General features: G+C 35.3%; 21 protein-coding genes. 15 read left to right on the top strand and 6 right to left on the bottom strand.

Annotated elements, in window-relative coordinates:
• Positions 1 to 64 precede the first annotated feature (64 nt).
• The gene (locus AA650_RS19685) at positions 65 to 961 is read right to left on the bottom strand and encodes an STM4504/CBY_0614 family protein (RefSeq protein WP_234413227.1); all 897 of its coding nucleotides are present in this window, start codon (positions 959 to 961) and stop codon (positions 65 to 67) included.
• 297 nt (positions 962 to 1,258) lie between these two features.
• Here AA650_RS19685 and AA650_RS19680 point away from each other — a divergent pair, with 297 nt between their 5' ends.
• The 7 genes from AA650_RS19680 (at position 1,259) to AA650_RS19650 (ending at position 6,104) form a co-directional block, all read left to right on the top strand.
• Positions 1,259 to 2,449 (top strand): AAA family ATPase, encoded by a 1,191-nt coding sequence (locus AA650_RS19680; RefSeq protein ID WP_053540328.1) that lies wholly within the window; start codon positions 1,259 to 1,261, stop codon positions 2,447 to 2,449.
• A gap of 17 nt (positions 2,450 to 2,466) precedes the next feature.
• On the top strand, positions 2,467 to 3,423 hold the full coding sequence (locus AA650_RS19675) for a hypothetical protein (RefSeq protein WP_053540327.1): 957 nt from the start codon (positions 2,467 to 2,469) through the stop codon (positions 3,421 to 3,423).
• 71 nt (positions 3,424 to 3,494) lie between these two features.
• The gene (locus AA650_RS19670) at positions 3,495 to 3,926 is read left to right on the top strand and encodes a helix-turn-helix domain-containing protein (protein WP_053540326.1); all 432 of its coding nucleotides are present in this window, start codon (positions 3,495 to 3,497) and stop codon (positions 3,924 to 3,926) included.
• Positions 3,927 to 4,280, top strand: coding sequence for a PIN domain-containing protein (locus AA650_RS19665; RefSeq protein ID WP_081424278.1), 354 nt, complete (start codon positions 3,927 to 3,929; stop codon positions 4,278 to 4,280). It begins immediately after the preceding gene.
• 171 nt (positions 4,281 to 4,451) lie between these two features.
• Positions 4,452 to 4,922: a DUF6978 family protein gene (locus AA650_RS19660; RefSeq protein WP_053540325.1), complete on the top strand. Its 471-nt coding sequence runs from the start codon at positions 4,452 to 4,454 to the stop codon at positions 4,920 to 4,922.
• The gene (locus AA650_RS19655; RefSeq protein ID WP_053540324.1) at positions 4,919 to 5,680 is read left to right on the top strand and encodes a DUF1828 domain-containing protein; all 762 of its coding nucleotides are present in this window, start codon (positions 4,919 to 4,921) and stop codon (positions 5,678 to 5,680) included. The genes AA650_RS19660 and AA650_RS19655 overlap by 4 nt, the downstream gene beginning before the upstream one ends.
• Positions 5,681 to 5,822: 142 nt before the next feature.
• A complete protein-coding gene (locus AA650_RS19650; RefSeq protein ID WP_053540323.1) occupies positions 5,823 to 6,104 on the top strand; it encodes a putative quinol monooxygenase in 282 nt (93 codons plus the stop codon).
• A gap of 24 nt (positions 6,105 to 6,128) precedes the next feature.
• On the opposite strand, the gene AA650_RS19645 is transcribed toward AA650_RS19650, so the two are convergent.
• Entirely contained in the window at positions 6,129 to 8,270 is a 2,142-nt protein-coding gene (locus tag AA650_RS19645; RefSeq protein WP_053540322.1) for a serine/threonine-protein kinase, read from the bottom strand.
• Positions 8,271 to 8,819: 549 nt separating this feature from the next.
• Between AA650_RS19645 and AA650_RS19640 the strand changes: the two genes are divergently transcribed.
• From AA650_RS19640 to AA650_RS19625, 4 genes are all read left to right on the top strand, one after another.
• Positions 8,820 to 9,308 (top strand): helix-turn-helix domain-containing protein, encoded by a 489-nt coding sequence (locus tag AA650_RS19640; RefSeq protein WP_081424277.1) that lies wholly within the window; start codon positions 8,820 to 8,822, stop codon positions 9,306 to 9,308.
• A gap of 1 nt (position 9,309) precedes the next feature.
• Positions 9,310 to 10,158: a PIN domain-containing protein gene (locus tag AA650_RS19635; RefSeq protein WP_053540320.1), complete on the top strand. Its 849-nt coding sequence runs from the start codon at positions 9,310 to 9,312 to the stop codon at positions 10,156 to 10,158.
• A gap of 56 nt (positions 10,159 to 10,214) precedes the next feature.
• Entirely contained in the window at positions 10,215 to 11,261 is a 1,047-nt protein-coding gene (locus AA650_RS19630; protein ID WP_053540319.1) for a zinc-dependent dehydrogenase, read from the top strand.
• 382 nt (positions 11,262 to 11,643) lie between these two features.
• The gene (locus AA650_RS19625) at positions 11,644 to 11,844 is read left to right on the top strand and encodes a hypothetical protein (protein ID WP_053540318.1); all 201 of its coding nucleotides are present in this window, start codon (positions 11,644 to 11,646) and stop codon (positions 11,842 to 11,844) included.
• Between the two features lie 68 nt (positions 11,845 to 11,912).
• Here AA650_RS19625 and glnA read toward each other — a convergent pair whose 3' ends face one another.
• Complete coding sequence (gene glnA / locus AA650_RS19620) at positions 11,913 to 13,328, bottom strand: type I glutamate--ammonia ligase (protein ID WP_015080355.1); 1,416 nt, start codon at positions 13,326 to 13,328, stop codon at positions 11,913 to 11,915.
• Between the two features lie 373 nt (positions 13,329 to 13,701).
• Between glnA and apcB the strand changes: the two genes are divergently transcribed.
• Together apcB and AA650_RS19610 are read left to right on the top strand one after the other, a co-directional pair.
• Positions 13,702 to 14,211: an allophycocyanin subunit beta gene (gene apcB, locus AA650_RS19615; RefSeq protein ID WP_053540317.1), complete on the top strand. Its 510-nt coding sequence runs from the start codon at positions 13,702 to 13,704 to the stop codon at positions 14,209 to 14,211.
• A 357-nt stretch (positions 14,212 to 14,568) separates the two neighbouring features.
• Entirely contained in the window at positions 14,569 to 15,150 is a 582-nt protein-coding gene (locus AA650_RS19610) for a WG repeat-containing protein (RefSeq protein WP_168636637.1), read from the top strand.
• A gap of 154 nt (positions 15,151 to 15,304) precedes the next feature.
• On the opposite strand, the gene AA650_RS19605 is transcribed toward AA650_RS19610, so the two are convergent.
• The 3 genes from AA650_RS19605 to AA650_RS19590 all read right to left on the bottom strand — a co-directional run bounded on the left by AA650_RS19605 (position 15,305) and on the right by AA650_RS19590 (position 21,092).
• The gene (locus AA650_RS19605; RefSeq protein ID WP_053537527.1) at positions 15,305 to 16,324 is read right to left on the bottom strand and encodes a transposase; all 1,020 of its coding nucleotides are present in this window, start codon (positions 16,322 to 16,324) and stop codon (positions 15,305 to 15,307) included.
• A gap of 261 nt (positions 16,325 to 16,585) precedes the next feature.
• Complete coding sequence (locus AA650_RS19595; protein ID WP_053540314.1) at positions 16,586 to 16,987, bottom strand: hypothetical protein; 402 nt, start codon at positions 16,985 to 16,987, stop codon at positions 16,586 to 16,588.
• A gap of 217 nt (positions 16,988 to 17,204) precedes the next feature.
• Positions 17,205 to 21,092, bottom strand: coding sequence for a hypothetical protein (locus tag AA650_RS19590; protein ID WP_053540313.1), 3,888 nt, complete (start codon positions 21,090 to 21,092; stop codon positions 17,205 to 17,207).
• A 1,037-nt stretch (positions 21,093 to 22,129) separates the two neighbouring features.
• On the opposite strand from AA650_RS19590, the gene AA650_RS19585 reads away from it, so the two are divergent.
• On the top strand, positions 22,130 to 22,828 hold the full coding sequence (locus tag AA650_RS19585) for a Crp/Fnr family transcriptional regulator (protein WP_053540312.1): 699 nt from the start codon (positions 22,130 to 22,132) through the stop codon (positions 22,826 to 22,828).
• 14 nt (positions 22,829 to 22,842) lie between these two features.
• Positions 22,843 to 23,553 (top strand): DUF2232 domain-containing protein, encoded by a 711-nt coding sequence (locus AA650_RS19580; protein WP_027404394.1) that lies wholly within the window; start codon positions 22,843 to 22,845, stop codon positions 23,551 to 23,553.
• Positions 23,554 to 23,646 lie beyond the last annotated feature (93 nt).

Here is a 23,646-nt window from a genome sequence, read left to right as displayed (position 1 = left end):
TATTGTTGATTAATGTTGGGTTTCCTTGCGTCAACCCAACCTACAAAATATGTGTTTTTAGTATTTAAGGAAGGGATTTTTCAGCTTCTATCAAAAATAAAATTGTACTTGCTGTTAGATGAAGCTGGTAAGCTGCAAAATATTGTGGAACATTAACAGGTTGAGAACCTTGTCCATGTGCTGCTTGTTTATTTCTTATAGTAGGAATACCACCTACAAGACCTTGCCTGAGTGATGAAAATTGATCTTCTAAATAAATTGGAATTAGATGATTTTGAAAGCAAATTTTAATAAGTGTTTTGGCTGTATCTGTAGTAGGTTCAAAATTCCAGCCTTGATTATTACAAATTATCTTCATGGTGCTTTCAAAAGCTTTGAGACATTCGTTGAGACATTCTTTGTAATTCCCATGTCTATAATGTTCATGGGCTTTCAAAAATTCCTCATTTGCTCCCTGAAATCGAGTATCACTTAATAATTGTAAAACTGGCTTGACTGCTTCAGTATGGATAATCTGAGAATCAACTCTTATAATTTCACCTGACTCATACTGATAGCCTATTCCATGTTCCCTAAATCTAAAGTTCAATTCCTTGATTAATTGATCAATTGTATTTGATATATTTTTTATTGTATCACCTTTGTTATATAATTTTTCAAAAAATTTAAAGGTTAATTCAACGCTATCAAGAACCTGTTCTATTTCTTCCGCTTCTATTATAAAATTCAATACTCTTTTAGTATATAGCATATTATTTCGCACATTGAACATGAATGAGATATCTGAACCCAAACTTAATATGCCATGTTCACGACATATTATATTGTGAATATCCAGAAAAACTTGTTCACTTTTATTTGTCTCATAAACACCAATAAGATCCTTTATAATATGAACAATCTGTACACGGAGAGTCCCAGGAATATTATCATACTGATACACATCAGGGACATCTCCCATAAGTTTTTTTGCCGTTTTGAGTAGATATCGAAGACGTTCATGACTAAATAAACTATATAGACGATACATATATGATACAATATTTTCAACTATCTTGTATGTAGCAATTAGTAATTTGTAGGTTAGGTTAAATGCAAACCAACACATTTATTATTGTTAGTTGATGTTTGGTTTCCTTCCGTCAACCCAACCTTGTATCTTATAGGTATGTTAGAGGAAGAAAATAAGTAATATTGCACTGGAAAGGGAGTATAATGGGCATGGTCTACTTGTAAAGTTAAAACACTATATTTATTTATGAACATACAAAGAATCCAAGTACCTGATTTTCGGGCTTTGAAAAATGTAGATATTAATTTTGAGAAGGAATTTACTCCGCGCATTTTTCCCCTTGGTAGTCAAAATGGAGGGGGTAAAAGTACATTGTTACAGTTGATTTTTGTTTTGTTACACTGTTCTCATAATCCTGATAGAGTGGAGTTTATACAAAATTTACTAGATGGTTTTCATGTTAATGATGAATCTGGTAAAAGAAAATTAGCTATCATTGATATTTGGGATGGTAATAAAACTGTAACACTTGATTTTTTTATTTGTAGTGAATCTTATATTGTTAATTTGTTAAATCAAGATGATCTACATAGTGAATCTTATATTGTTAATTCGTTAAATCAAGATGACGAACAAGTTAAATTAACTAGTTTTTATGAAGAAAAATTAGAAAAATATATTAGTTTATTCTTTATTTATAATTTTCAGTCCGCCGAAAATTTTATAGAGAGATTAGTTTGTCAAGTAGATGGAATAGATGATATACATGATGTAAGTAAGTTTGTAATTGAATTATCAAATAAAATATTTCTAACTGCTCATATTTCACAAATATTTTTATTTCTACAACCAGATAACAGAAAGTCACTATTTAAAACTCAAGCAAACAATCAAACTAACTATTATCAACAAATTAAAACAGCTAATTCTAAATTACCTGGATTTTTTACTTATGACTTTCTATCAATAGATATTCTGATTGAAGTCTTTAAAAAAGCACGAAATGATGATTTTGCACAAGCTGTAAAACAAAGAGGAAATTATGGTAATAATTATGTAAAACTATTAGATGAACTCAATAATCTTTTAAGTAACAAGAAAATTAATGTACAACCTGATTTATCTGGAATTAATTTTAAAATTGATGGTGATGAAACAGAACTTTATCCAGAAGATTTAAGTCATGGAGAATTAAAAAGATTATGTATATATATGTGGTTAAAACATAATAAAATAGAAGATGCTATTGTATTAATGGATGAATTAGAAATATCTTTTCACCCAGATTGGCAATATCAAATAGTTAGAGATTTAGAAGAATGGGGTGCGACTAATCAATATATTCTCGCAACTCATTCCTATGAATTATGTAATGCAGTTACACCTGCTCATGTTAAGGAATTAGATCCAAAATTACAAGCAAGAAAAATTAAATAATCAACCTAATTAAGAATATGAGTTTTAATGAGCAGGAACTAAAAGAACATTGTTTAAAGATTATTCGAGATAGCAGAATTAGAAATAAAATTGTCATTCTCTGCGAAGGTCTTATTCCCCCAAAAGTAGAAGGTAGACGCTCACCGCAATTATATAAGCAAATGGAACAAATGCCAGATGCTAATTTTTATAATGCTTGTGTACCAACATGGTGGAAGGAATATAGACCAATTTTTTTTAATTGTGGAGATAGAAATGATGTTTTAAATACATTCTTTGGAATTTTAGATTTACATAATGCTGATAGCCGCCAATCATTTTTAAATCCTGATAAACTTTTTGCGATTGTAGATTTAGATATTCAATTTGCAGATATAAAAGAAGATTACAAGTTTAAAAATACGGATGATATTTTCTATAGCATTTATAATGAAACAAAGATTAATGAAACGCTTCTAAACCATCATCGTATATGGGTTACTGGTTTAATTCATAAGGAAGCTTACTTTTTAAAACCTGATATTCAGGAAGTTTTTGATAACCAATATATTATTTCTCCTTTATATAAAGAAACTCCTGTTAATTTAGAAAATATTTATTTAGATATGGTTAATGATATGACTAATGATGCAGATTTACAAATTCATTGGTCAAGAGTAATTAAGAGAATTAGTCACCTTTCTAATTTTGATGATATGGAAATAGATAAATTTCAATATTTTTGGGAAGAAGAGTATGAAAATAATCAAAGTTTAGATTATAAAAATAAATTAATAAATGCGTTATTAATGCTGGTTAAATCTAAAGAATATTGGAAGCAAATTTTACCAGATGATAATTGGCCGCATTCACCATATAAATTTAGAGAACAATTATCTTTGGAAATTGGTAAATTTTATTCAAAACAAGATTGTATTGTTGAAAATCATATTCCTTTTTTCTTTAAGACGCTATACAAATTAATTGAAGAATAAATAATTTTGTAGGTGACTTTTTTAGAAAAATCTGGTACTATTGAGAATGGGTATATAAATCATTGCAAGTAATGAAAGTGAAGCTTCGCAACAATGCAAATTCTTCTCGTACAGGTGTAAATCGTTCCAGTAAGTACATAGTTGTTTATCACAAAAAGGGAGAAACACTAGGGATGAATAAAATATTTAACCCAATTATGAAAGATATGAAAGATAATTCTATTGTTAAAGCCTTTTTAGATTTTATAGCTAGAAATAGAAAGGCAAATCTTGCTACTGCTGATCAAGTAACCACACAAGAAGCGGCTAAAATTCTCAATGTTTCTCATCCTTATGTGATTCAATTATTAGACTCTGATGAAATTCCTTGTCATAAAGTCGAAAATCGTCGCAGAATATTCTATCAAGATTTGATAGAGTATAAAAATATAATTGATGCTAAACGTAGAGAAACTTTAGCAGAATTAGCAAATCAAGCTCAAGAATTAAATATGGGATATTAAATGCAAGCAAGTGGTTTGATAGTTGTTTATGATGCTTGTGTTTTATATCCTGCACCACTCAGGGATTTTTTGATGTGGTTAGCTTTAACTGATTTATTTCAGGCAAAATGGACTGATAAAATTCATGAAGAATGGATAAATAATGTTTTAAAAAATCGTCCTGATCTGACTTATAAACAGTTAGAAAGAACCAAAAATTTAATGAATCAAAATGTTCGAGATTGTTTAGTAACAGAATATGAACAATTAATTGATGAATTAGAACTTCCAGATGCAGATGATCGCCATGTTTTAGCAGCAGCTATTAAAAGTGATGCTGAAATAATTGTATCGTCGTGCTTCATTGCTTACTGAAGGTATGGAAGTTGATCTTGATGAAGAGTTATCAGAGGATTTCATATTTGAATAAATGTTAATGAGTGGATAGATTCATCCTGTCTTTAGTGAAAAATATAAAAAATTGATGATTATCGCTTCTAAGTATGATATTTTCATTTATTATGGAAAAAACAAATTTGTTAATTAATGTTAAGTCAAGAAAAATTTGAAACCCTTATATTAGATCCTAATAAATTTGTTGAGGGTGACATTATATGGGATAAAAATAAAAGAAACCCTCCTGCTTTTGAATTTCGCGTTAAAATCGTATCAGATGAGTCTTATCCACTTATTATTAAGGGTTGGTATAACTCTTTTGCCAATAAGCTTAGTTACGCAATTATTCATCTTGATTTCGGTAATAGAATATACGGTCTAGATTTAGGTGAAGACCATGAGAATCCTGATCGTGTAAAAATAGGTAGAAAGCATAAGCATCGTTGGGTTAATGACTATTTTAATGATAGATTTATTGGAGATAGAAAAGCTTATGTTCCAGATGATATTACTGCTTTAGCCAATGATCCAATAGGAGTCTGGGAGCAGTTTTGTTTGGAATCGAAAATAACACATAATGGGATCATGCAAAGACCACAAGTATTAGCATTAGATTTATGACACTCAATATTTGTGAAAAAATTAATCAAACTATTGGAGGGCTATTTGCTTGCTCACCTGTAAATGAATTTGTGCAAATATCTACTCCTTTTATTCTTCCTGATGGTAGTGTAATAGATTTATTTTTAAAAGAGAAAGAAGAATCCTATGTATTAACCGACTTAGGTGAAACTTTTGGTTGGCTTTATTTACAAACTGCTGCTTATAGCCTATCAAAAAACCAAGAAATAATTATTAAAGATATAGTTATCACTCATGGAATTGAACAATTTAATGGGATGCTAATTACTCGTTTAAAAAAAGATGATAATTTAGCTGATGCAGTTCTTCGTTTATCTCAAGCAATAATTAGAGTTGCTGATACTAATACGAAACTAAAAGTACCAACTTTTGAGCCTATTACTGAAGAAGTAACAGAGTTTTTAAATAAGAAGAACTTAAATGTTGAAAGAAACAAAAAATTTAGAGGAATGTCTGGAACTGATAGGACTGTAGATTTTTGTGTCTATCGTCCTAATGGTAATACTTTAATTAATACACTTAGTACACCTCTTCGTCGAACGGCGAGAATGAGAGTAGATAAAGTTTTTACTACTTGGTCTGAGATTAGTGATTTAAAGGAAAGTAACTATAACTTTATTTCATTAATTGATGATAGTACAGATTTGTGGAATGAAAATAATATCACTTTGTTAAATCTTGTATCTAATGTAGTGAAGTGGTCTAATAGGGATGAGCTTCAGAAGTTTCTTGAATAAAAATAAAAGTCCTCCAGTCGGCTTAAACCGACTTTTGCTATTAGACTAAAAATTAATTCCCAGACGGTTATTGTAAAATTTGACTACGCTTTTCAAAGCTTTTATTCAGCTAATCAATAAACACTACCAATTAAACAAAATTATGAAATATGTATTGATTATCCATGAAGTTGAAGACTATGAAGCATGGAAAAAGGTTTTCGATGATGCTACCGATATCCGCAAGGAAGCTGGAGAAATAGCATATCAGGTTTTAAAGTACGAAAGTAATCCCAATAAAATAGTGCATTTTTCATCATGGACATCAATAGAAGATGCAAAACGGTTTTTTGAATCTCCCAAACTCGTGAAAATTAGACAAGAAGCTGGAGTTAAGTCTCCTGATTTCATATATTTAGATCAACTAGAATCGGGGACGTTGTAGAGTTATAATCCGTAATCTCACAACCTACCGAAATTTATTTTTATCAAGTACCAAAACTCGACGGGGAAAATTTTTGTCATCATTGACTGGAATCTGCCAAATTTTAATTAAATTATCTTCACCACCACTAACTAGAAACTTCCCGTCAGCACTAAAAGCAAGGGAGGTGACAGCATTACTATGTCCCGTCAATGTTAGTATTTCCTCTCCTGTAGCTACGTTCCAGAGTTTAATGGTGTGATAGATTTGTTCTTCAGAAATATTTCGTCCAGCACTTGCTAAAATTTTACCATCAGGACTAAAAGCAATAGTATTAACACTATTATCTTCTACCATGAGAGTCCGAATTTCTTTGAGGGTTTGCAGATTCCATAATTTAATTGTGCGATACCTTCGGTCAGCGCTTACGCTATCGCGGCTGGAACTTGCTAAAATTTTACCATTAGGACTAAAAGCCACAGCTATAACTGTTTGTGAACTGGTAGCTAAATTCAGAATTGGTGCTTCTTGATTAAGATTCCATAATTTAATCGTTTTATCAAAACTACCACTTGCTAAGGTAACACCGTCAGGACTAATATCTACAGAACGCACCCAATATTTATGACCAATTAAAGTGCGAATTAGCTTACCTGTGATTAAATTCCAAACTTTGATAGTTTTATCATCACTAGCACTAACTAGAATTTTACCATTACTACTAATAGCTAAACTATGAATCGCATCTGTATGACTCTTTAAGGTGTGAATTAATTGATTTGTTTGTAAATTCCAAATCTTAATAGTTTTATCATCACTAGCACTAACTAAAGCTTTACCATTAGGAGTGATAGCTACTGCATTGACATTTTGGGAATGTCCCTGAAGACTAGCAATTTCTTTACCTGTAATGATATCCCATAATTTAATATTATGACATAGACTGTTATTACTTTTTTCGCAATCCCCAGCACTGATAATTAATTTGTCATTTGGACTCATAACTACTGACAAAACTTTGCTTTTATGTCCAGAGAAAGTATTGACTAAAGACAAATTTTTTTCTGATGTTGCAAATGTGGGTGGACTATTGCGAGGTTGACTCCAACTAAATGAAAAGTTAGTTTTTAATTTGCGAAATTCTCGATAACCGGATTCTACTAATGCGAAAGAGACAACTATCACAAAAATGAAAATTAAATTTCTAACCCAAGTATATTTTGATGAGTGTGGTTGAGAATTTTTTCTAGGTGATTTTATGATTTTATGCTTCGCTGCTGGCAGAATATGATTATGTTTTTTCATCAAATCTCTAATTACTTCATCAGCAGATTGATAACGACTATCTATTTCTTTTTGAAGCAATTTATCTATAATTTCTGATAAGTCTGAACTCAAAGGAAAGCGTAAATACTGCTGCCAATTTTCTACCCAAGCATAACCATATTCCATCCATAATTGAAAAGGAGAAATTCCTGTTAATAGATGAAAACAAGTAGCGCCTAAACTAAATAAATCACTTGCGGGATAGGCTTTTCCATCTCTAATTTGTTCGATGGGAGAATAACCATGTGAACCGATAGAAGTACCATTTTTTCGCTGTACCTGTGCAGTTAACTGTTTGGAAGAACCAAAATCAATGAGTGTTAATCTCCCATCAGTTTTTCGACGAATAATATTTTCTGGTTTAATATCACGATGAATTACTCCATGTTGATGCACAAATTTGATAATTGGTAATAAATCTAATAAAATAGATTGAATATCCCAATCTTTATAAATTCTTCGAGATTTCAATTCATTAAATAAATTTTGACCATCAATAAATTGTTGTACTAAATACAGACAATTATCTTGCTGAAAATAAGCTATAAGTGTGGGAATTTGGGGATGTTCTCCTAATTCTTGCAGTCGTCTGGCTTCTTCGGAAAATAGTTGAGTTGCTTTTTTTTGTGACCAAGTACCTTGAAATTTTGGTGCTAGTTGTTTAACTACACATAATTCATTTAATTTATCAATATCTTCGGATATATAAGTTCTGCCAAATCCGCCTTCATCAGAAAGAACACGGAGGACACGAAACCGATTTCTCAAAAGTGGCACTAACGGAGTGTGACAAGTTTGACAAAGTTGATGATGATCTGGATTTTGAGGATTTGAACAATCGGGATTTAGACAGCAGATCATGATCTATATGGTGCATCTGCATGATAAAATATATAGATAAACCTAGATTTGACTATGGCAATTAGTAATTATATTTAACCTGGAAATACAAAAGTTACTTTTCTTAAATATGGAAAAGCTGAAAATATCTATTACTGCCAATTTTCTCAATTATAGTTTATCTGAAATTGAAGATAAAGGCATTTTGCCATTATTATGTTCTCTGTGTATTTTGATTAAAAATTACATTTATTTTTTAAGTAAAAACAATTGTTTCTTATGTATATTCTCCCATAAAAATCATTTATTAATCTGTATTTTTATTTACAGATATGTAAAATTGTGATAAAAATTAAAAATATTTTATTGACATTTTGTTTGTAATTATTCAGAGGTGACAAAATCTAATATCTATTCTATTACAGGTGATTAACAAAATTCTCATACCTTTAGTTAGATAGCAGTTATACAGATAAAAACCACTTACCCTGATTATCGTTTCGGATATTGCGTTTAGTGAAAATAAAAGATATTATCTAAATACAATAATATATCACAAATCTAACCATTATGAAGAATATCATGCCTGTCCAAAACCAGCCTGTAGAGGCAATTAAGTCTCATTTTCATGTAGTAGAGGAACAGTTATCAATCAAACACCTGGAAAATTTACTCAAAGCTCAACCTTCTCAACCAAAATTAGTAGCAGCAGACGGTCAAGAAATTATTATTCCCGACTCAGTGTATAAGATATTACTTCAAGCTGTTCATGCAATGGCTTTAGGTAAGGTCATTTCTATAGTCCCCCAAGAGCAAAAATTGACAACACAAGAAGCAGCAGACCTTCTTAAAGTTTCCCGTCCTTACCTGATTAAGTTATTAGATCAAGGTGAAATTCCTTGTATTAGGGTAGGAACACATCGCCGTGTCCGTTTTGATGATTTGATGAAATATAAGGAAGAACGAGATACTAAGCGTAGGGAAGGAATTAAGCAATTTACTCAGTTTTTGGAAGCTGAAGGGTTCTATGATGATGAGAGTAGCGAATTAGATCAGTAAAATGGTACTCTCTGTAATTTTAGATTCCTGTGTTATCTACCCTATGCCTTTGTGTGATACTTTGATGCGTGCTGCTGAGGCAGAATTATACGAACTTCATCTTTCACAAGAAATTCTGGATGGTGCTACTCGCAACCTAATAAAAAATGGAAGAATAACTGATGCTCAAGCAGCATACTTTCAAGAACAAATCAAGACAAACTTTCCTGATGCGATGGTGGAAGTACCTTCACAGTTAATAGCAGCAATGACCAACAATCCAAGGGATCATCATGTTATTGCTGCTGCTATAGTTGCTAAGGCCAAAGTTATTGTTACTGTTGACATGGATGGTTTTCCCACACAAGCTTTAACTCCTTGGGGTATTGAAGCTTGGCACGCAGATGATTTTTTGGTGTACCTTGATGAGCAAAATCCAGGAACAATGATTAAAATTATTTGGGAACAGTCTAATGAGCTTAAAGATCCAAAAAGTGTTCCTGAGATTATTGACAAGTTAGAAACAACTAATTTAAATAGAAAGAATAGAGTACCAAAATTTACTCGTACTATTCGCTGCCAATTCTATGGTGACGAAATTGTGCAAAGTGCCAAAAAAACATTAGATAAACTAGGTAAAGTAGCACCAGATGGTGGGCGGTACTATGAAGGTAAGCGATATAGTCTTTGGCAAAAAGGGGAAATTTTAACAATTACTGCTAAAGACAATCGTGATGAGATTCTCAGACTTGAAAATGGCGAAATCGGGGGATATCTTTCATCAGCAGATGTTGAAGCATTCCAAATTTTTGAACAAAGCTTAGAAACACAATTAGAAAAAGCTAAAAGACAGAAAGATAAAACTCCATAACTTAACCTCACCCACAAAATGTTAAATCTAGTAACGTTGAATAGTGGAAAACCAACGTGAAAGCACAAGTATTTAGAGGCGTAAATCAATTATCCTACGAAGAAGTCCCAGTTCCTACCCTAGACGCAGATGAAGTGCTAGTACAGGTGAGGGTTGTGGGTTTGTGTCAGTCAGATATTAAAAAGATTCGTTATCCTTTGTATGAACCGCCCCGCATATTTGGACATGAAACCGCTGGAACTATTGCGGCTGTTGGTTCACAGGTAAAAGGGTGGCAAGTAGGACAACGGGTAGCGGTGATGCACCATATACCATGTATGCGTTGCGCCTATTGCTTAAATGATAATTTTTCCATGTGCGATGTTTATAAAAATATCTCGACTACCGCAGGTTTTAACGCCAGTGGTGGCGGTTTTGCGGAGTATGTGAAAGTTCCAGCCCACATTGTCGAAAATGGTGGCTTAATTCCCATCCCTGATGATATCAGTTTTGAAGAGGCGAGTTTTGTTGAACCCACTAATTGCTGTTTAAAAGCGGTGAAAAAAGCTGAAATTGCACCTGGACAAACTGTATTAGTAACTGGTGCAGGTCCCATTGGGTTAATGTTTATGATGTTGGTGAAGTATTTTGGAGCGAAAGCGATCGCTACTGACCTCTTGCCATCTAGAATTGAAAAAGCTCTAGAAGTAGGCGCAGAAGCGGCTTTTGATGCCCGTGACGCTGATTTATCTACCAAAATTCAAGCTTTAACTGGGGGAATGGGTGTTGATGTCACCTTGTTAGCTGTTCCCAGTGACAAAGCATTTTTCCAAGCTTTAGACTGCACTCGCAAAGGTGGAAAAATTCTCTTCTTTGCGGAGTTCCCAGACGAGTTAACCATCCCCATTAACCCCAATACTCTCTACCGTCGGGAAATAGACTTAATGGGCAGTTATAGCTCATCCTACCGCCTGCAAAGCCTATCTGCGGACATCGTATTTAATCGCCGCATTGATGTGAAAGCCTTAATTAGCGATCGCTATCCCCTCCAAAATTTATCACAAGCCGTAGACCAAGCGATCGCCCCCACGGCGGAAACTTATAAGATTTTGATTTATCCATAGTGGAGGAGTAGGGGAGTAGGGGGAGTAGGGGAGTAGGGGGAGTAGGGGGAGTAGGGGAGTAGGGGAGTAGGGGGAGTAGGGGAGTAGGGGAGTAGGGGGAGTAGGGGAGAGAAATATTCTTTTGCAACTGACAACTGACCAATTTCATGAAGTTTTATAACAAAAATATCATTTTGTAGTTTACGCTACAGAATTTTATGTTCTCATCGAAAATGCAAGCAGGATAGAGGAGATATAATCATATCAATCCTATTCATTTAAGATTCTGTTAAGATTCTGTTAAGATTCTGTAGTTTACGCTACAGATTTTTGTGTTATCATCAGATTGCAGGGAATAGTAAATTATTCCTTAGTAAATAAATACAGGGAGGTAGGTAGTGTTATGTCTATTCAAGAAAAAGCCCGTCAATCAATTGTACGTCAACATCAGCAAGCTAAGAATCGTCAACAATCCATGTTGATGCGGGCTGCACAGGAACTTAATTTGCATGAAGGAATATCTCACTACTGGAATCCCATTCAAGGTAAAATGGATGCAGCTACTCAGACGCTTTATGGACGTAGCCAAGCGACTATGAGTTAAGTGAAAAAGAAAGCCACCCCAGAGGGTGGCTAAAAAATTCACTAGTTGTACGTTAGTAATTGTTGTAATTAGCAATCGTAATACAAGAAGAATTCATAAGGATGTGGACGCAATTGCATTTGCTTAACTTCGTTAGCAACCTTGTAATCAATCCAATTTTGAATGAAATCTTCAGAGAAAACGCCAGTTTCAGTTAAGAAAGCGTGGTCATTTTCCAAAGCTTCCAAAGCCAATTCTAAAGAACCTGGAGTAGAAGGAATCTTAGACAATTCTTCTGGTGAAAGTTCATAGATATTTTTATCTAAGGGTTCACCAGGATGAATTTTGTTTTTGATACCATCAATCCCAGCACAAAGCATAGCCGCAAAAGCCAAGTAAGGGTTAGAAGTAGCGTCTGGACAACGGAATTCTAAACGCTTGGCTTTGGGGTTGTCTCCAGAAAGAGGAATCCGCACAGAAGCAGAACGATTACCTTGGGAATAAGCCAAGTTTACAGGTGCTTCATAACCAGGTACAAGGCGTTTGTAGGAGTTGGTGGTGGGGTTGGTGATTGCCAACAATGCTGGAGCGTGTTTGAGAATACCACCAATGTAGTAAAGTCCCATTTCACTCATACCAGCGTACTTGTCACCCGCAAATAGAGGTTGACCATTTTTCCAAATGGATTGGTGACAGTGCATACCAGAACCATTATCACCAAAAATGGGTTTGGGCATAAAGGTGACGGTTTTGCCATATTTTCTGGCAACATTCTTGATGACATACTTGTAAGTCATCAACCAATCAGCAGCTTCAATTAACTTACCAAATTTGAACCCAAGTTCGCACTGACCACCTGTTGCAACTTCATGGTGTTGCTTTTCAATGGGTACGCCACAATCTTTCATGGTTAGCAGCATTTCTGTCCGCATATCTTGAAAGCTGTCAGTGGGAGGAACTGGGAAATAACCTTCTTTGACGCGGGTTTTGTAACCCAGGTTAGGTCCTTCTTCTCTACCAGTGTTCCAACGACCTTCTACAGAATCAACGTAGTAGTAACCGGAGTTGGTGGTTTGGTCGTAGCGGACATCATCAAAAATGAAAAATTCAGCTTCAGGACCAAAGAAAGCTGTGTCACCAAGTCCGGTGGAAGCTAGATAATCTATCGCTTTTTGGGCAATAACGCGAGGACAACGGTTGTACCATTGGCCTGTGCGGGGTTCTTTAATACTACAAATGATACTGAGAGTTGGCTCTTTCATGAATGGGTCAATCCAAGCGGTGTTAGGATCAAGCACCATGGTCATGTCAGATTCTTCGATACCTTTCCAACCCCGAATACTAGAACCGTCGAAAGGTACACCGTCAGAGAATGAACTTTCATCAATCTGGTCTTGGTACATGGTCAAATGTTGCCAAGTTCCCAGTGTATCAATGAATTTCAGATCAATCATCTGAATTTTTTCGTCTTGAATCTTCTTCAAGATTTCTTTTGGGGTTGTCATTTTTACTTTACTCCTGATGTAGCCAATTACCTAATATAAACCCAGAGTCTGCTCAAGCATCCTCATCTTGTTACGCTAACCCAAGTTGTCATACACTACCTGGAATATCGTAAATAGTTAACTTGACATGATTTTGTCATGTTTGTTACAGATTGTCTGGATTACAGGTTATGTTAACCTTTCTTTCTTAATCTGTACAAAACTAGAAAATTCATGATCAGGGGTCAACTTTGGCATAAAATCCTTAGATAGCAGATGGATAGTTTTTGTGCCAGTGTCTATTTTATGTGAATTGGCACAGAATCTTGTTGGTGCTTCATGGCAACCAAATTAATATCAAATCATAGATAGCTAATGATTGGGAGAAAAAAGAATGCGTGATGCCGTTACAACTTTAATTAAGAATTATGACGTAACCGGGCGTTATTTTGACCGGAATGCCATTGATAGTCTCAAATCATACTTTGATAGTGGAACAGCTAGAGTCCAAGCCGCAGCAGCGATTAATTCCAATGCTGCCGCAATTGTTAAACAAGCTGGGGCAAAGTTATTTGAAGAACTACCAGAATTGATTCGTCCTGGTGGCAATGCTTATACAACCCGTCGTTTTGCCGCTTGTTTGCGGGATATGGACTATTACCTCCGCTACGCTACCTATGCGCTAGTAGCTGGTAATATGAATGTTCTGGATGAGCGTGTATTACAAGGACTCAGAGAAACTTACAATTCCTTGGGTGTACCCATTGGTTCAACTGTTCAGGGTATCCAGATAATGAAGGGTATTGTTAAGGAACAAGTAGCGGCTGCTGGTATTGCTAATACTGCTTTTGTGGATGAGCCTTTTGATCATATCACTCGTGAATTGAGTGAGATTGATGTTTAATATCTAATTTTTGGCGATTAGAAAGATGCCTCCGGCACGCTTCGCGAACGCGGCTACACAATCAAAGTCCGCCTTTGCGGACTAAATACATATCGCACTTTGGCTTTTTTGGCAAGGTGCGTTTATTTTTTTTAATAATTGTCAGAATCAGGATTTACAGGATGTTTGTTTGAGTAATGTATTGTATATTACTGGATAGTAGATAAATTTGGTTGTTACATCTACCAATGCTGAGGAGAACATATACTAATGGTGTTTCAGAAAAGGTCTTGGCTGCTGATTTTATTATTGCTGGCATTGGTAGGTGCGATCGCTTTTCATATAGTCCAAATATCTAAAACTGAAAAATCATATCCCATGAGTATGTTGCAAAAGGGATATGAAACCAAGACTGAAAACTTATACCCCATCAATTTTAGCGGTAAGGGATATGGATATGTCAACCAGGCTGCACAGTTGGTTATTGAACCTCAGTTTGATAAAGTAGGAAAATTTTCTGAAGGATTTGCACCTGTAATAGTCAAAAACAAATGGGGCTTTGTCAACCTTAAAGGGAACACAAGTATTACCTTACAGAATAATATTGCTGATGAGTCAAATGATAGCAAGCGTGATGATCACAATAAATCTTCAACTGATTTGTCCGAGAATATCTTGCCAGGATTTCTAGATAAAAAACTCACAGACAAGTATCGTGATGAGGATGATATGCTATCAAGTTCTTTTTCAGAAGGTTTGGCAGCTATCAAACTCAATGGCAAATGGGGATTTATCAATCAGAATGGAAAATTAGTAATTCCATATCAATTTGACGAAATTCAAAAGTTTTCTGGTGGGCCAATGACTACAGATAATAATATCAATATCCAAACTTTTATTATCTGCTGTTGGTATTCCTTGACTACGAGCAGAAGCCCAAAGTGTAGATGCTTCTTTTAATAATTCCCAGTCTATAGGTAAAAACGAGATTATTTCTTGGAGTTTATCTAAATTCTGAATACTATTTAAGTGAGGTTTTTTCTGATACAGAAATGTTGAATAGCGTAATAAAACTTTACATATTGAAATAAACTTAGCCTATAAGTGCTATTTTTCATCTTATCCAAATAAGTTTTCTAAACCAATGAACATAACTTATTTCCTGACACATATAGGACTGAAGATAACGGAGTTTATCTAATAAAGTTTTGCCAAATTCTTGCGGTATTTCTATTAGTTGCAATATCAAATAAGCGATTAAACAGCACATTATCTGAATTCTAATTCCATTCTCATTCTTTGTCATAAGTCTGTCTAACTTGAGGTGCATTTTTAAGAATTTCCATAACAATTCAATTTGCCATCTTTGTATGTAAATTTCCATAATCTCTTGATTACTAACTTGCTCTTCTCCTTCATTTAATAAGTTTGTTGCTAAACGAAATTCACTCTTAGTTTCTATATCACAAAATGCTACTACTCTAATTTCCACTTCTCTTTCATCTTTGCCAACTTTACAATTACCATTTTCTAGCATTTCTAAAGTGACATTATTTTTAATTCTTAAGACAAAAGCTTTATTTTTTTGTTGTTTTAATTCAGATATTCTTTCGGAGGATGCAAATCCTCTATCCATTATCCCTACTCCTTTTGACGGAATTGCTTCTACTGTTTCTTGTCCATATTTATGGTCATGTCCTTGCCCAAAATGAATCACCATTCCACCAACTTCTGATGTCAAACTATCTAACCCACAAAATAGTTTTACTTGATGATATCCTTGACTCCATAATAATTTACTTGTTAATGTAATAATTGTTGAATCTATAGGAAATAATGCTTGGGTTTCTTCCTTTCCTTTTTTCTTTCTCAGTTGATTGTTTAATTCAGTTATTATCTCCAAAAATACTTGAGTATCTCTCTTTTTACTTGCCTTGGAAAAATTTGATATTTTTAAATCTATCCCTTGATTATTTAGTCTTTGAAATAAATCTCTCATACTCACTATACTTTTATCCATGACATACTGTAACCACACTGATACAAATGAAAATGTGTCCAGAACTGGATAATCTTTTTTGGGCAATGGTTTCAATATTGTTTTGACCACTTCTGGAAAATTCTTTAAGCGCATAATTTGATAATTCTTTATCTAGATTTTTTTAGATTGTATCAAATTATGGTACTTTTTTTTAATCTTTTCCTAACATTCAACACTTCTGTTTCTGATATTCTAGAATTAGATTTCTTCTAATCTCAAAATCACAAATTTCAGAGGAGCAGATATACACACCTTGTGAAAGCAATTTGTAAAGCCATTCTCTACATTTATTTGGTTCACCGATTTTATTAGGATTGGCAATAATTCCCAATACACTAGAGTCAATAAATACTATCATACTTCTGAATATAATTTTTGTCCTTGTGGTCTTTCAGCATCCATTCTTTTTTTGAGGTTTTCAAAGATTTCTTCTCTTTCCCTAGATTCTTCATCAGAAATATTTTGATATTCCTGTATTTGTTGTGCTAAAATTGCCATTGCCTTTTGATTTTTTTGAAGTTGTTCTTGTTGATTCCATGTTGATTTATGGGTGCTAACTGGGGTATTTTGATCTAGTTTTGATTGCAAAATTATTTTCAGATTTTGAGCATCTGATGATTCTAAATTGATGGGATGAGGATATCCTTCTAAAATGAGTTGATAATCACTATCAATATTATTGTTATTGGGAATTAGGGCAATAAATCGGGTGATGTTGAGGATTTTACCGCTAGGAAGTTCTATGGAGGTGTTCATGGTATTCTCCTTTGTTTCACTAATTATTAAACAGTTCTTTAATTTTATCATGGATATTTTCCAAATTTGATCAAAATAGCCTGTTGCTTTGCCAGGGTTATTCGCGTTAGTGTGGCGTTAGCCATAACTCAACAAATGCGTTGCCAGGACGGGCAAGATGCCCATCCCACAAGATTGGATTATCTTTTTTGTGAAGTTCTCTAATTAAATTCGGTGATTAAAGTAGGTAACTATATGGTTCTTCCAGTGATTGTACGGTACTGGATTTGATGGCATCTAAATAACGCAGTAATAACTGGACTTGTTGAAGATTGGGACGATAGGAAAGATTGCCTTGTTTTTCAAATAGTGGTGGAGAGTTTATGCCTGTTTTCAGGGACTCAATCGCTTTATAATCGAGGTTTTCCTGAGAGTGATGGGTAAGCCAAAGGTGATCTGAAGTCCCAGGAATTAAGCCCGGTGGTAGTTCACCTTCTAAGAAAGCTAATAATCGCTGTTGACAGATGCGGGTATTAATACCACGACTTTCAAATAAGTGTAAGACTTCACCAAAGGATAAAGAACGATTGGGTAGTAGTTTTAGCAGTTCAGAAAACAGGAAATAATCTGTGTATTGTTGTTTGGGTATGTCTAAAACTTGGGGATGCAAAGGTAACATAGTTAAACCTAATGCCACGCGACTACAATTGGGAGTGCCATTTTCACCCAGGTATAAGTCTTGAATAATTTTGGCATTAGGCAGTTTTTGCCGTAACCAACGGTTAATTGTGCCAACGGAAGCTACACCACCACTGAGGACGGCTTGATTAATGGCTTCGGTGGGAATACCACGAGCTACTAATAATTTGTTAAGTTCTCGATTGAGACGACGGACAAAGGGAACAAAGACTTGACTTTCCAGGTCTCGGCGCTGTAATACCCAACATTGGTCGGCAAATTCTAGGGTAAAGGTTTCTTGGTGCTGTAAAATCAATTTCAACGCTAAGGCTGCATCTAATAAAGCTTGTCCCAGGAGGGAACTTTCTAGGCGTTGTTGGAGACGAATTCGCGCTTCTGTGTCTGGTTCACCAACTTTGGGTAATGATAAGGCTTCTAAACCCAAGTTAGAAAATTGCATTTGGTCTAAACCTGGAATCGAAGGTTGCCAATGCCAAGGATTTGTGTTGGTTGGTTCATGATGAGATTGCCCGGGTTGACGGGGTTGGCGGGATTTTGGTGGTAGTAGTAATTGACAAATAATGTCCTGTTCAATGCCTTTGCCAGAGTAGGCAAAATTGTGCAGCATGAAGTCTTTATATGTCAGTTTTTCCAGATTTGCTGGTATATCTACCAAGGTCATTTCTACTTGCGTTGCGCCAATATTAATGGCTAAAGTGTTACCTAATAGGGGATAATCACTGGTTTTTAAAGGGCGTAAACCTTGATTTTCGCTAATTTGGATAGATTGACCATTAGCACTGTCTAATTCTGGCAGCAAACTGGCGATCGCTTCCTCGACAAACAAGATTTGTTGGGGATGAGAAACAAGTTCACTGGTGACAATCGCTTCCCGCACATTAAAACGATATTGTTCATTCCAACTGGAAGGACAAGTACAGATAACACCCGCGATATTCTTAATTACTCCTGAAAAAGTCGCTGTATTCATGCCCACAGCATTAGCAATTAAAGCCGGTGTGGTACTGGTTTGAATAGACCTGAGAGTTGATAATAACTTAGAAAGCGATCGCACTACCCAAATTAACGGACCTGCGGAAAACTCGTTCAATTGCAACATCGGCTCCCATTTTTGCCGTTCTTGCTGATAGGGAACTGCTATTTGCAAATAAGGCTTTAACTGTGCTGAATAAAGATGAGGGGAAAAATCTGATTCTCCACTTTTCCCCTGATGAGAACCTGAATTAGTAGGTAAATAAACTTCTGCGGGTAACCGGAATGATTGCTGAAAACTAGAACCATCAACTTGACTTTCGGCTGACCAATAAATTGGATAAACTATCAATTGAGAGCGATTTAATAAAGCCGCAGAAATTCCCGTCGTCCCAATATCAATTCCTAAATACCAACTGGCATCCAAAGTATCATTAGAAATCAGATTATTCTCTTCTTCATGGTAAATTGATGTTTGATTATTGGTAGTTGGAGATTGCTCCTCAGTGAGTGGAGATTGCTTAACATCTTCTGGTTCAGCCTCTACATCTGTCTGAGTTGTTAAACTTAAATCTACTTCCTGACCCGAAACTATATTTACACTATCAACTTGACTGGTAGAATCTAACTTAGTTATAGATTCTCCAGCATAATTTAATGGTTGATCAAAATTAGCTAAATCTTGATCTAATTGTTGCAACTGCTTGGCATCTAAAACAATTTCTGGTATTTCCGAAACATCATTATCTAATACAGACAGCAAATTTTCCCTAGCAGAAGCAGCAACAAAGTTATTCAATACTAACTGCTGATTTTCTGTTTCTGTGTCTGCATTATCTAATTGATTGATAACTTCTGACGGTAATATTTCATTACTAGTATCCACTAATAAATCAGTTAAAACTGTAATTGTATCAACAGGATTTGGTTCTTTTTGAAGTTGTCCTACTACTTCTTTTTCTTCTGGCAAAAATGGGACTTTAATTTCTGTGGGCGCAGGAGCAATTATTGTTTGTGGCTCGTGATTCTCATCATCGTATTTTGGTTCTGCTAACATAGCAGTGTCAGCTATACTAGAAAATGTTGAACTGTTAATTTCCAGCGCTGATAAATTATTACTGACCTCTTCAGCCGCAATGGGTAAACTTTCATTTTCCCTAAATTTCAGATCAGGAGAAAAGGAGAAATTTAACGATGAGGAAATTTCAGTATTAAAGAAACTTGCATAAAGTTCATCTACTTCATCAGTATTTGTTAACTGTAAATCTTTAGCAGATTGTGATTGATTCTGTAACAATTCTGTAGCCATATTAATTGGCAATATTTCCGCCTCAGAATTTTCTATAGATATATCTTCTGAGGTTTTTGATTCTTCAATAACCGAAGATTCAGCTAATGATGGTGATGTTGCCACAAGATTTTCTATAGATATATCTTCTGAAGTTTTTGATTTCTCAACAACCGAAGATTCAGCTAATGATGGTGATGTTGCCACAAGATTTTCTATAGATATATCTTCTGAAGTTTTTGATTTCTCAACAACCGAAGATTCAGCTAATGATGGTGATGCCGATACTATTTGAGGATTTAAAGGAGAGATAGAAGACTCATTAATCAAAACTTGCTGTTGTAAATATTGAGTCAAATTATTGAGGAAATTTGCCATTAATTGTTCACCCTGTATCCCCTGATCGTGCATTTTAGCTAATGCCTGAGACAAGGAATGATAATAGGCGTTAATATTACGTTCTAGTGCTTCAAAAACACTATTGACAGTTCCATCTAAAGACAGTAAACGTTGATCTAAATTCCGAGCTAAATTTGCTAACTGTTCTATCCGTTCTGCTGATTCTAAAATCGGTTGAATACCAGAAGTAATTGCGTCTAGGTTCTGGACATTAGCGTTAATTATTAACCCAGAATTTGATTGTAAATGTGGTACTAAACGACCCATGAGGACTTCTAAAAAATCAGAAATCATCTCCTGTTGATTAGGTAACTGCTGGCTTAATGAAGAGTTTTGTAGTCGCTTTTGCTCTAGTTGTCTAATTTCCTCAATCAAATCTGCTCTTTCTGCCAATAGCCTGGATAATTCTGCTTGTAAAGGCTGAAATAAAACCGTTATTTCTTGTTTGGTTTGCGCGGTTTCATCACTACTTGTCTCTGGTGGGTGTCCAGAAGACTCTAAAATAGATGGAAGGTGCTGTTGATTAAATTGTGTCAACAGAGATGAAAATCCTGGTGTGGGAGATGATTGAGTAGTTTCTGGTAGGACATCATTCTTTGATACTTCATCTTCCTCCAATTGCACTAAAAAGCTCCGCACTCGTTGTAAAATCTCTTTTTCCTGTTGTCCTTGGTTAGAAAGGAACTTAGAAAGACCTTTAGCACTATGAGACAGTAAGTGATCAATATCTGCAATTAGTTGGTGAATTTCATCAGTATGGTAAGTCACGTTAAATTACCTTAGTTAAAAATGTACGTTGATTTGTAAGAGACTGACAATTACAAAAAAGGGAACAGGGAACAGGGAACAGGGAACAGGCAATAGGCAATAGGCAATAGGCAATAGGCAATAGGTGATAGGCAATAGGTGATAGGCAATAGGTGATAGGCAATAGGCAATAGGCAATAGGTGATAGGTTATAGGCAATAGGCAATAGGCAATAGGCAATAGGCAATAGGCAAGAGTAAAGAAGTTTTCAGCGATTTTACGTTTCTTTATAGAGTTTGGTTTTATTGTGTTCACATACTTATAGCCATATTTACTGATAAAGACAGTGAAAAAAATTGTAGAAGCAATACCTTCGCCAAATTTCAAAAAGCTTTGATTCGTAGGTCATGTTGTTTACTTTAGCGTGCCGGAGAGATTAGGCACAACCCAAAAAATGCGTATTTGTTGCGCTGTCGCTCAAACCAACCTACAAAAAATGGCGAAGGTATTGATACGATTAAGGTTTAGCTAGTTTCTCAGTGTAGGATGCAGTGAATGAGATTGCGTGATGTTGGTCATGCACTCTCGTTGAGGATACACGAAAATCAAATAATACTTCTATATTAGTCAATATTGTCAATCAGTATTTACCACAACAGTGACAACAATCTCAGAAAAAAGGTTATATTAGGGGTATATTTTTACTTTTTTACATAACATAGTTAGTCCAATTTAAGACAATCTCTGTTACAATACCTTGTTCATTTTTTGTAGGTCGGGTTAAGCGACAGCGCAACCCGACGCATTTGTTGGGTTATGGCTTCGCCACACTTCGTGAACGTACCTCAATCCAACCTACAAATCAAGACTTTTTTCGATTTGGACAAGGTATTGCTGTTAGAGATGATTTTACTATGATGATGTAGGTTTAGAATCAATTACGTTCCACAACCCAACCTACCGGATAATGACTTTTTAGGCTTAACCGAGCAGTATTGGGTTTAGAATAACGATCTTAGTGTTGTGATGATAGCAACTTTAATAAACAAGATGCCCTGATGGAAGAACGATATAATACAAATAATGCATCCCATACATGGATGATTACAGCACCATTTTTTCAAGGCTTGCCAGAACTAGGCTTAGAAAAGGTTCTAACTCATCTTGTTACTCGTACTCATCCAGCTAACCAAGTAATTTTACTAGAAAATGACTGGGGAGGTTCTGTATACTTTATTATAAATGGATGGGTAAAAATCCGTACATACAATTTAGAGGGGAAAGAAGTAACGCTAAATATTATTGGTAGAGGGGAATTATTTGGGGAAATGGCAGCGTTAGATGAAGTCCCCCGTTCTACTGATGTTATTACTCTAGCAGAGACGACGATTGCGAGTATACCTGCTCAGGATTTTGTGAATTTGCTGCAAACAGAACCTTTAGCCGGCGTGAGATTGGCTCAATTAATGGCGAGAAGGTTGCGACAGGTTAACAAAAGATTACGTCTTCGGGAATCAGATAGTCAGTCACGGGTGGCTGATACGTTGCTATTTTTGGCAGAGGGACAAGGAAAACAAGAGAATGCCGGCACGCAAATTCCTAATTTACCACACCGAGAGTTAAGTAGTTTAAGTGGATTGGCACGGGAAACTGTGACAAGAGTGCTGACAAAGCTAGAAAAAAAGGGTTTGATTGTGAGGGATCAAGATAGAATTCATATTCCAGATTGGTCAGCTTTGGAAAAAACTATAGTTTAATTTAGTTGTTTGGCATGAGTATCGTTGATTCCCTACCAGAAGAACCAGAGCAAGATTCATCTCCTGAATCTCTTTCCCAACCCCGATTACAGTACCAACCTCTGAAGGTTGAAAGTACCTTAAGGATGGTGGAAACGGCTTTTTTAGCCAGTACGGCGAGTTTAATTTGGTTTATTAATTTTTATTTTCCTTTGGGTCCAGTATTGCGGGTATTTTTCCCTATTCCTATTGCTTTGGTTTATTTACGTTGGGGTAAACGAGCAGCTTGGATGGCAGCGGTGACTTCTGGGTTGTTGTTGTCTGTGTTGATGGGTCCGGTTCGGAGTTTATTATTTGTCATGCCTTTTGCCTTGATGGGTGTGCTGTTAGGGGCGACTTGGTATCGCCGTGTACCGTGGATTGTTTCTATTGCTTTAGGGACGCTGCTGGGGACGCTGGGGGTGTTTTTTCGCCTGTGGTTTTTGTCGGTGCTATCGGGGGAAGATTTGTGGGTTTATGTGATTACTCAGGTGACGGAAATTATTGAATGGATTTTTTTAAAATTGGAATTGTTAATGACTCCCAATTTACTATTAATTCAATTGGGAGCGATCGCTCTTATTCTTCTCAATAATTTTATTTACTTGTTTATAGTTCATCTTACGGCTTGGTTACTTTTAGACCGTTTAGGCAATCCCATTCCCCGTCCACCTCATTGGGTGCAGGTGTTGATGGATTATGAATAAGTAGGTTGGTGTTGAAAATTGTCGTTATGGCAAGGCAAAAGGCAAGAGGCAAGAGGCAAGAGTGAAGAGGGTTTGGGCGATTTTACATTTCTT

It is taken from the genome of Anabaena sp. WA102 (assembly GCF_001277295.1).
GTDB classification, from domain to species: domain Bacteria; phylum Cyanobacteriota; class Cyanobacteriia; order Cyanobacteriales; family Nostocaceae; genus Dolichospermum; species Dolichospermum heterosporum.
This window is presented reverse-complemented; position numbering and strand designations above follow the sequence as displayed.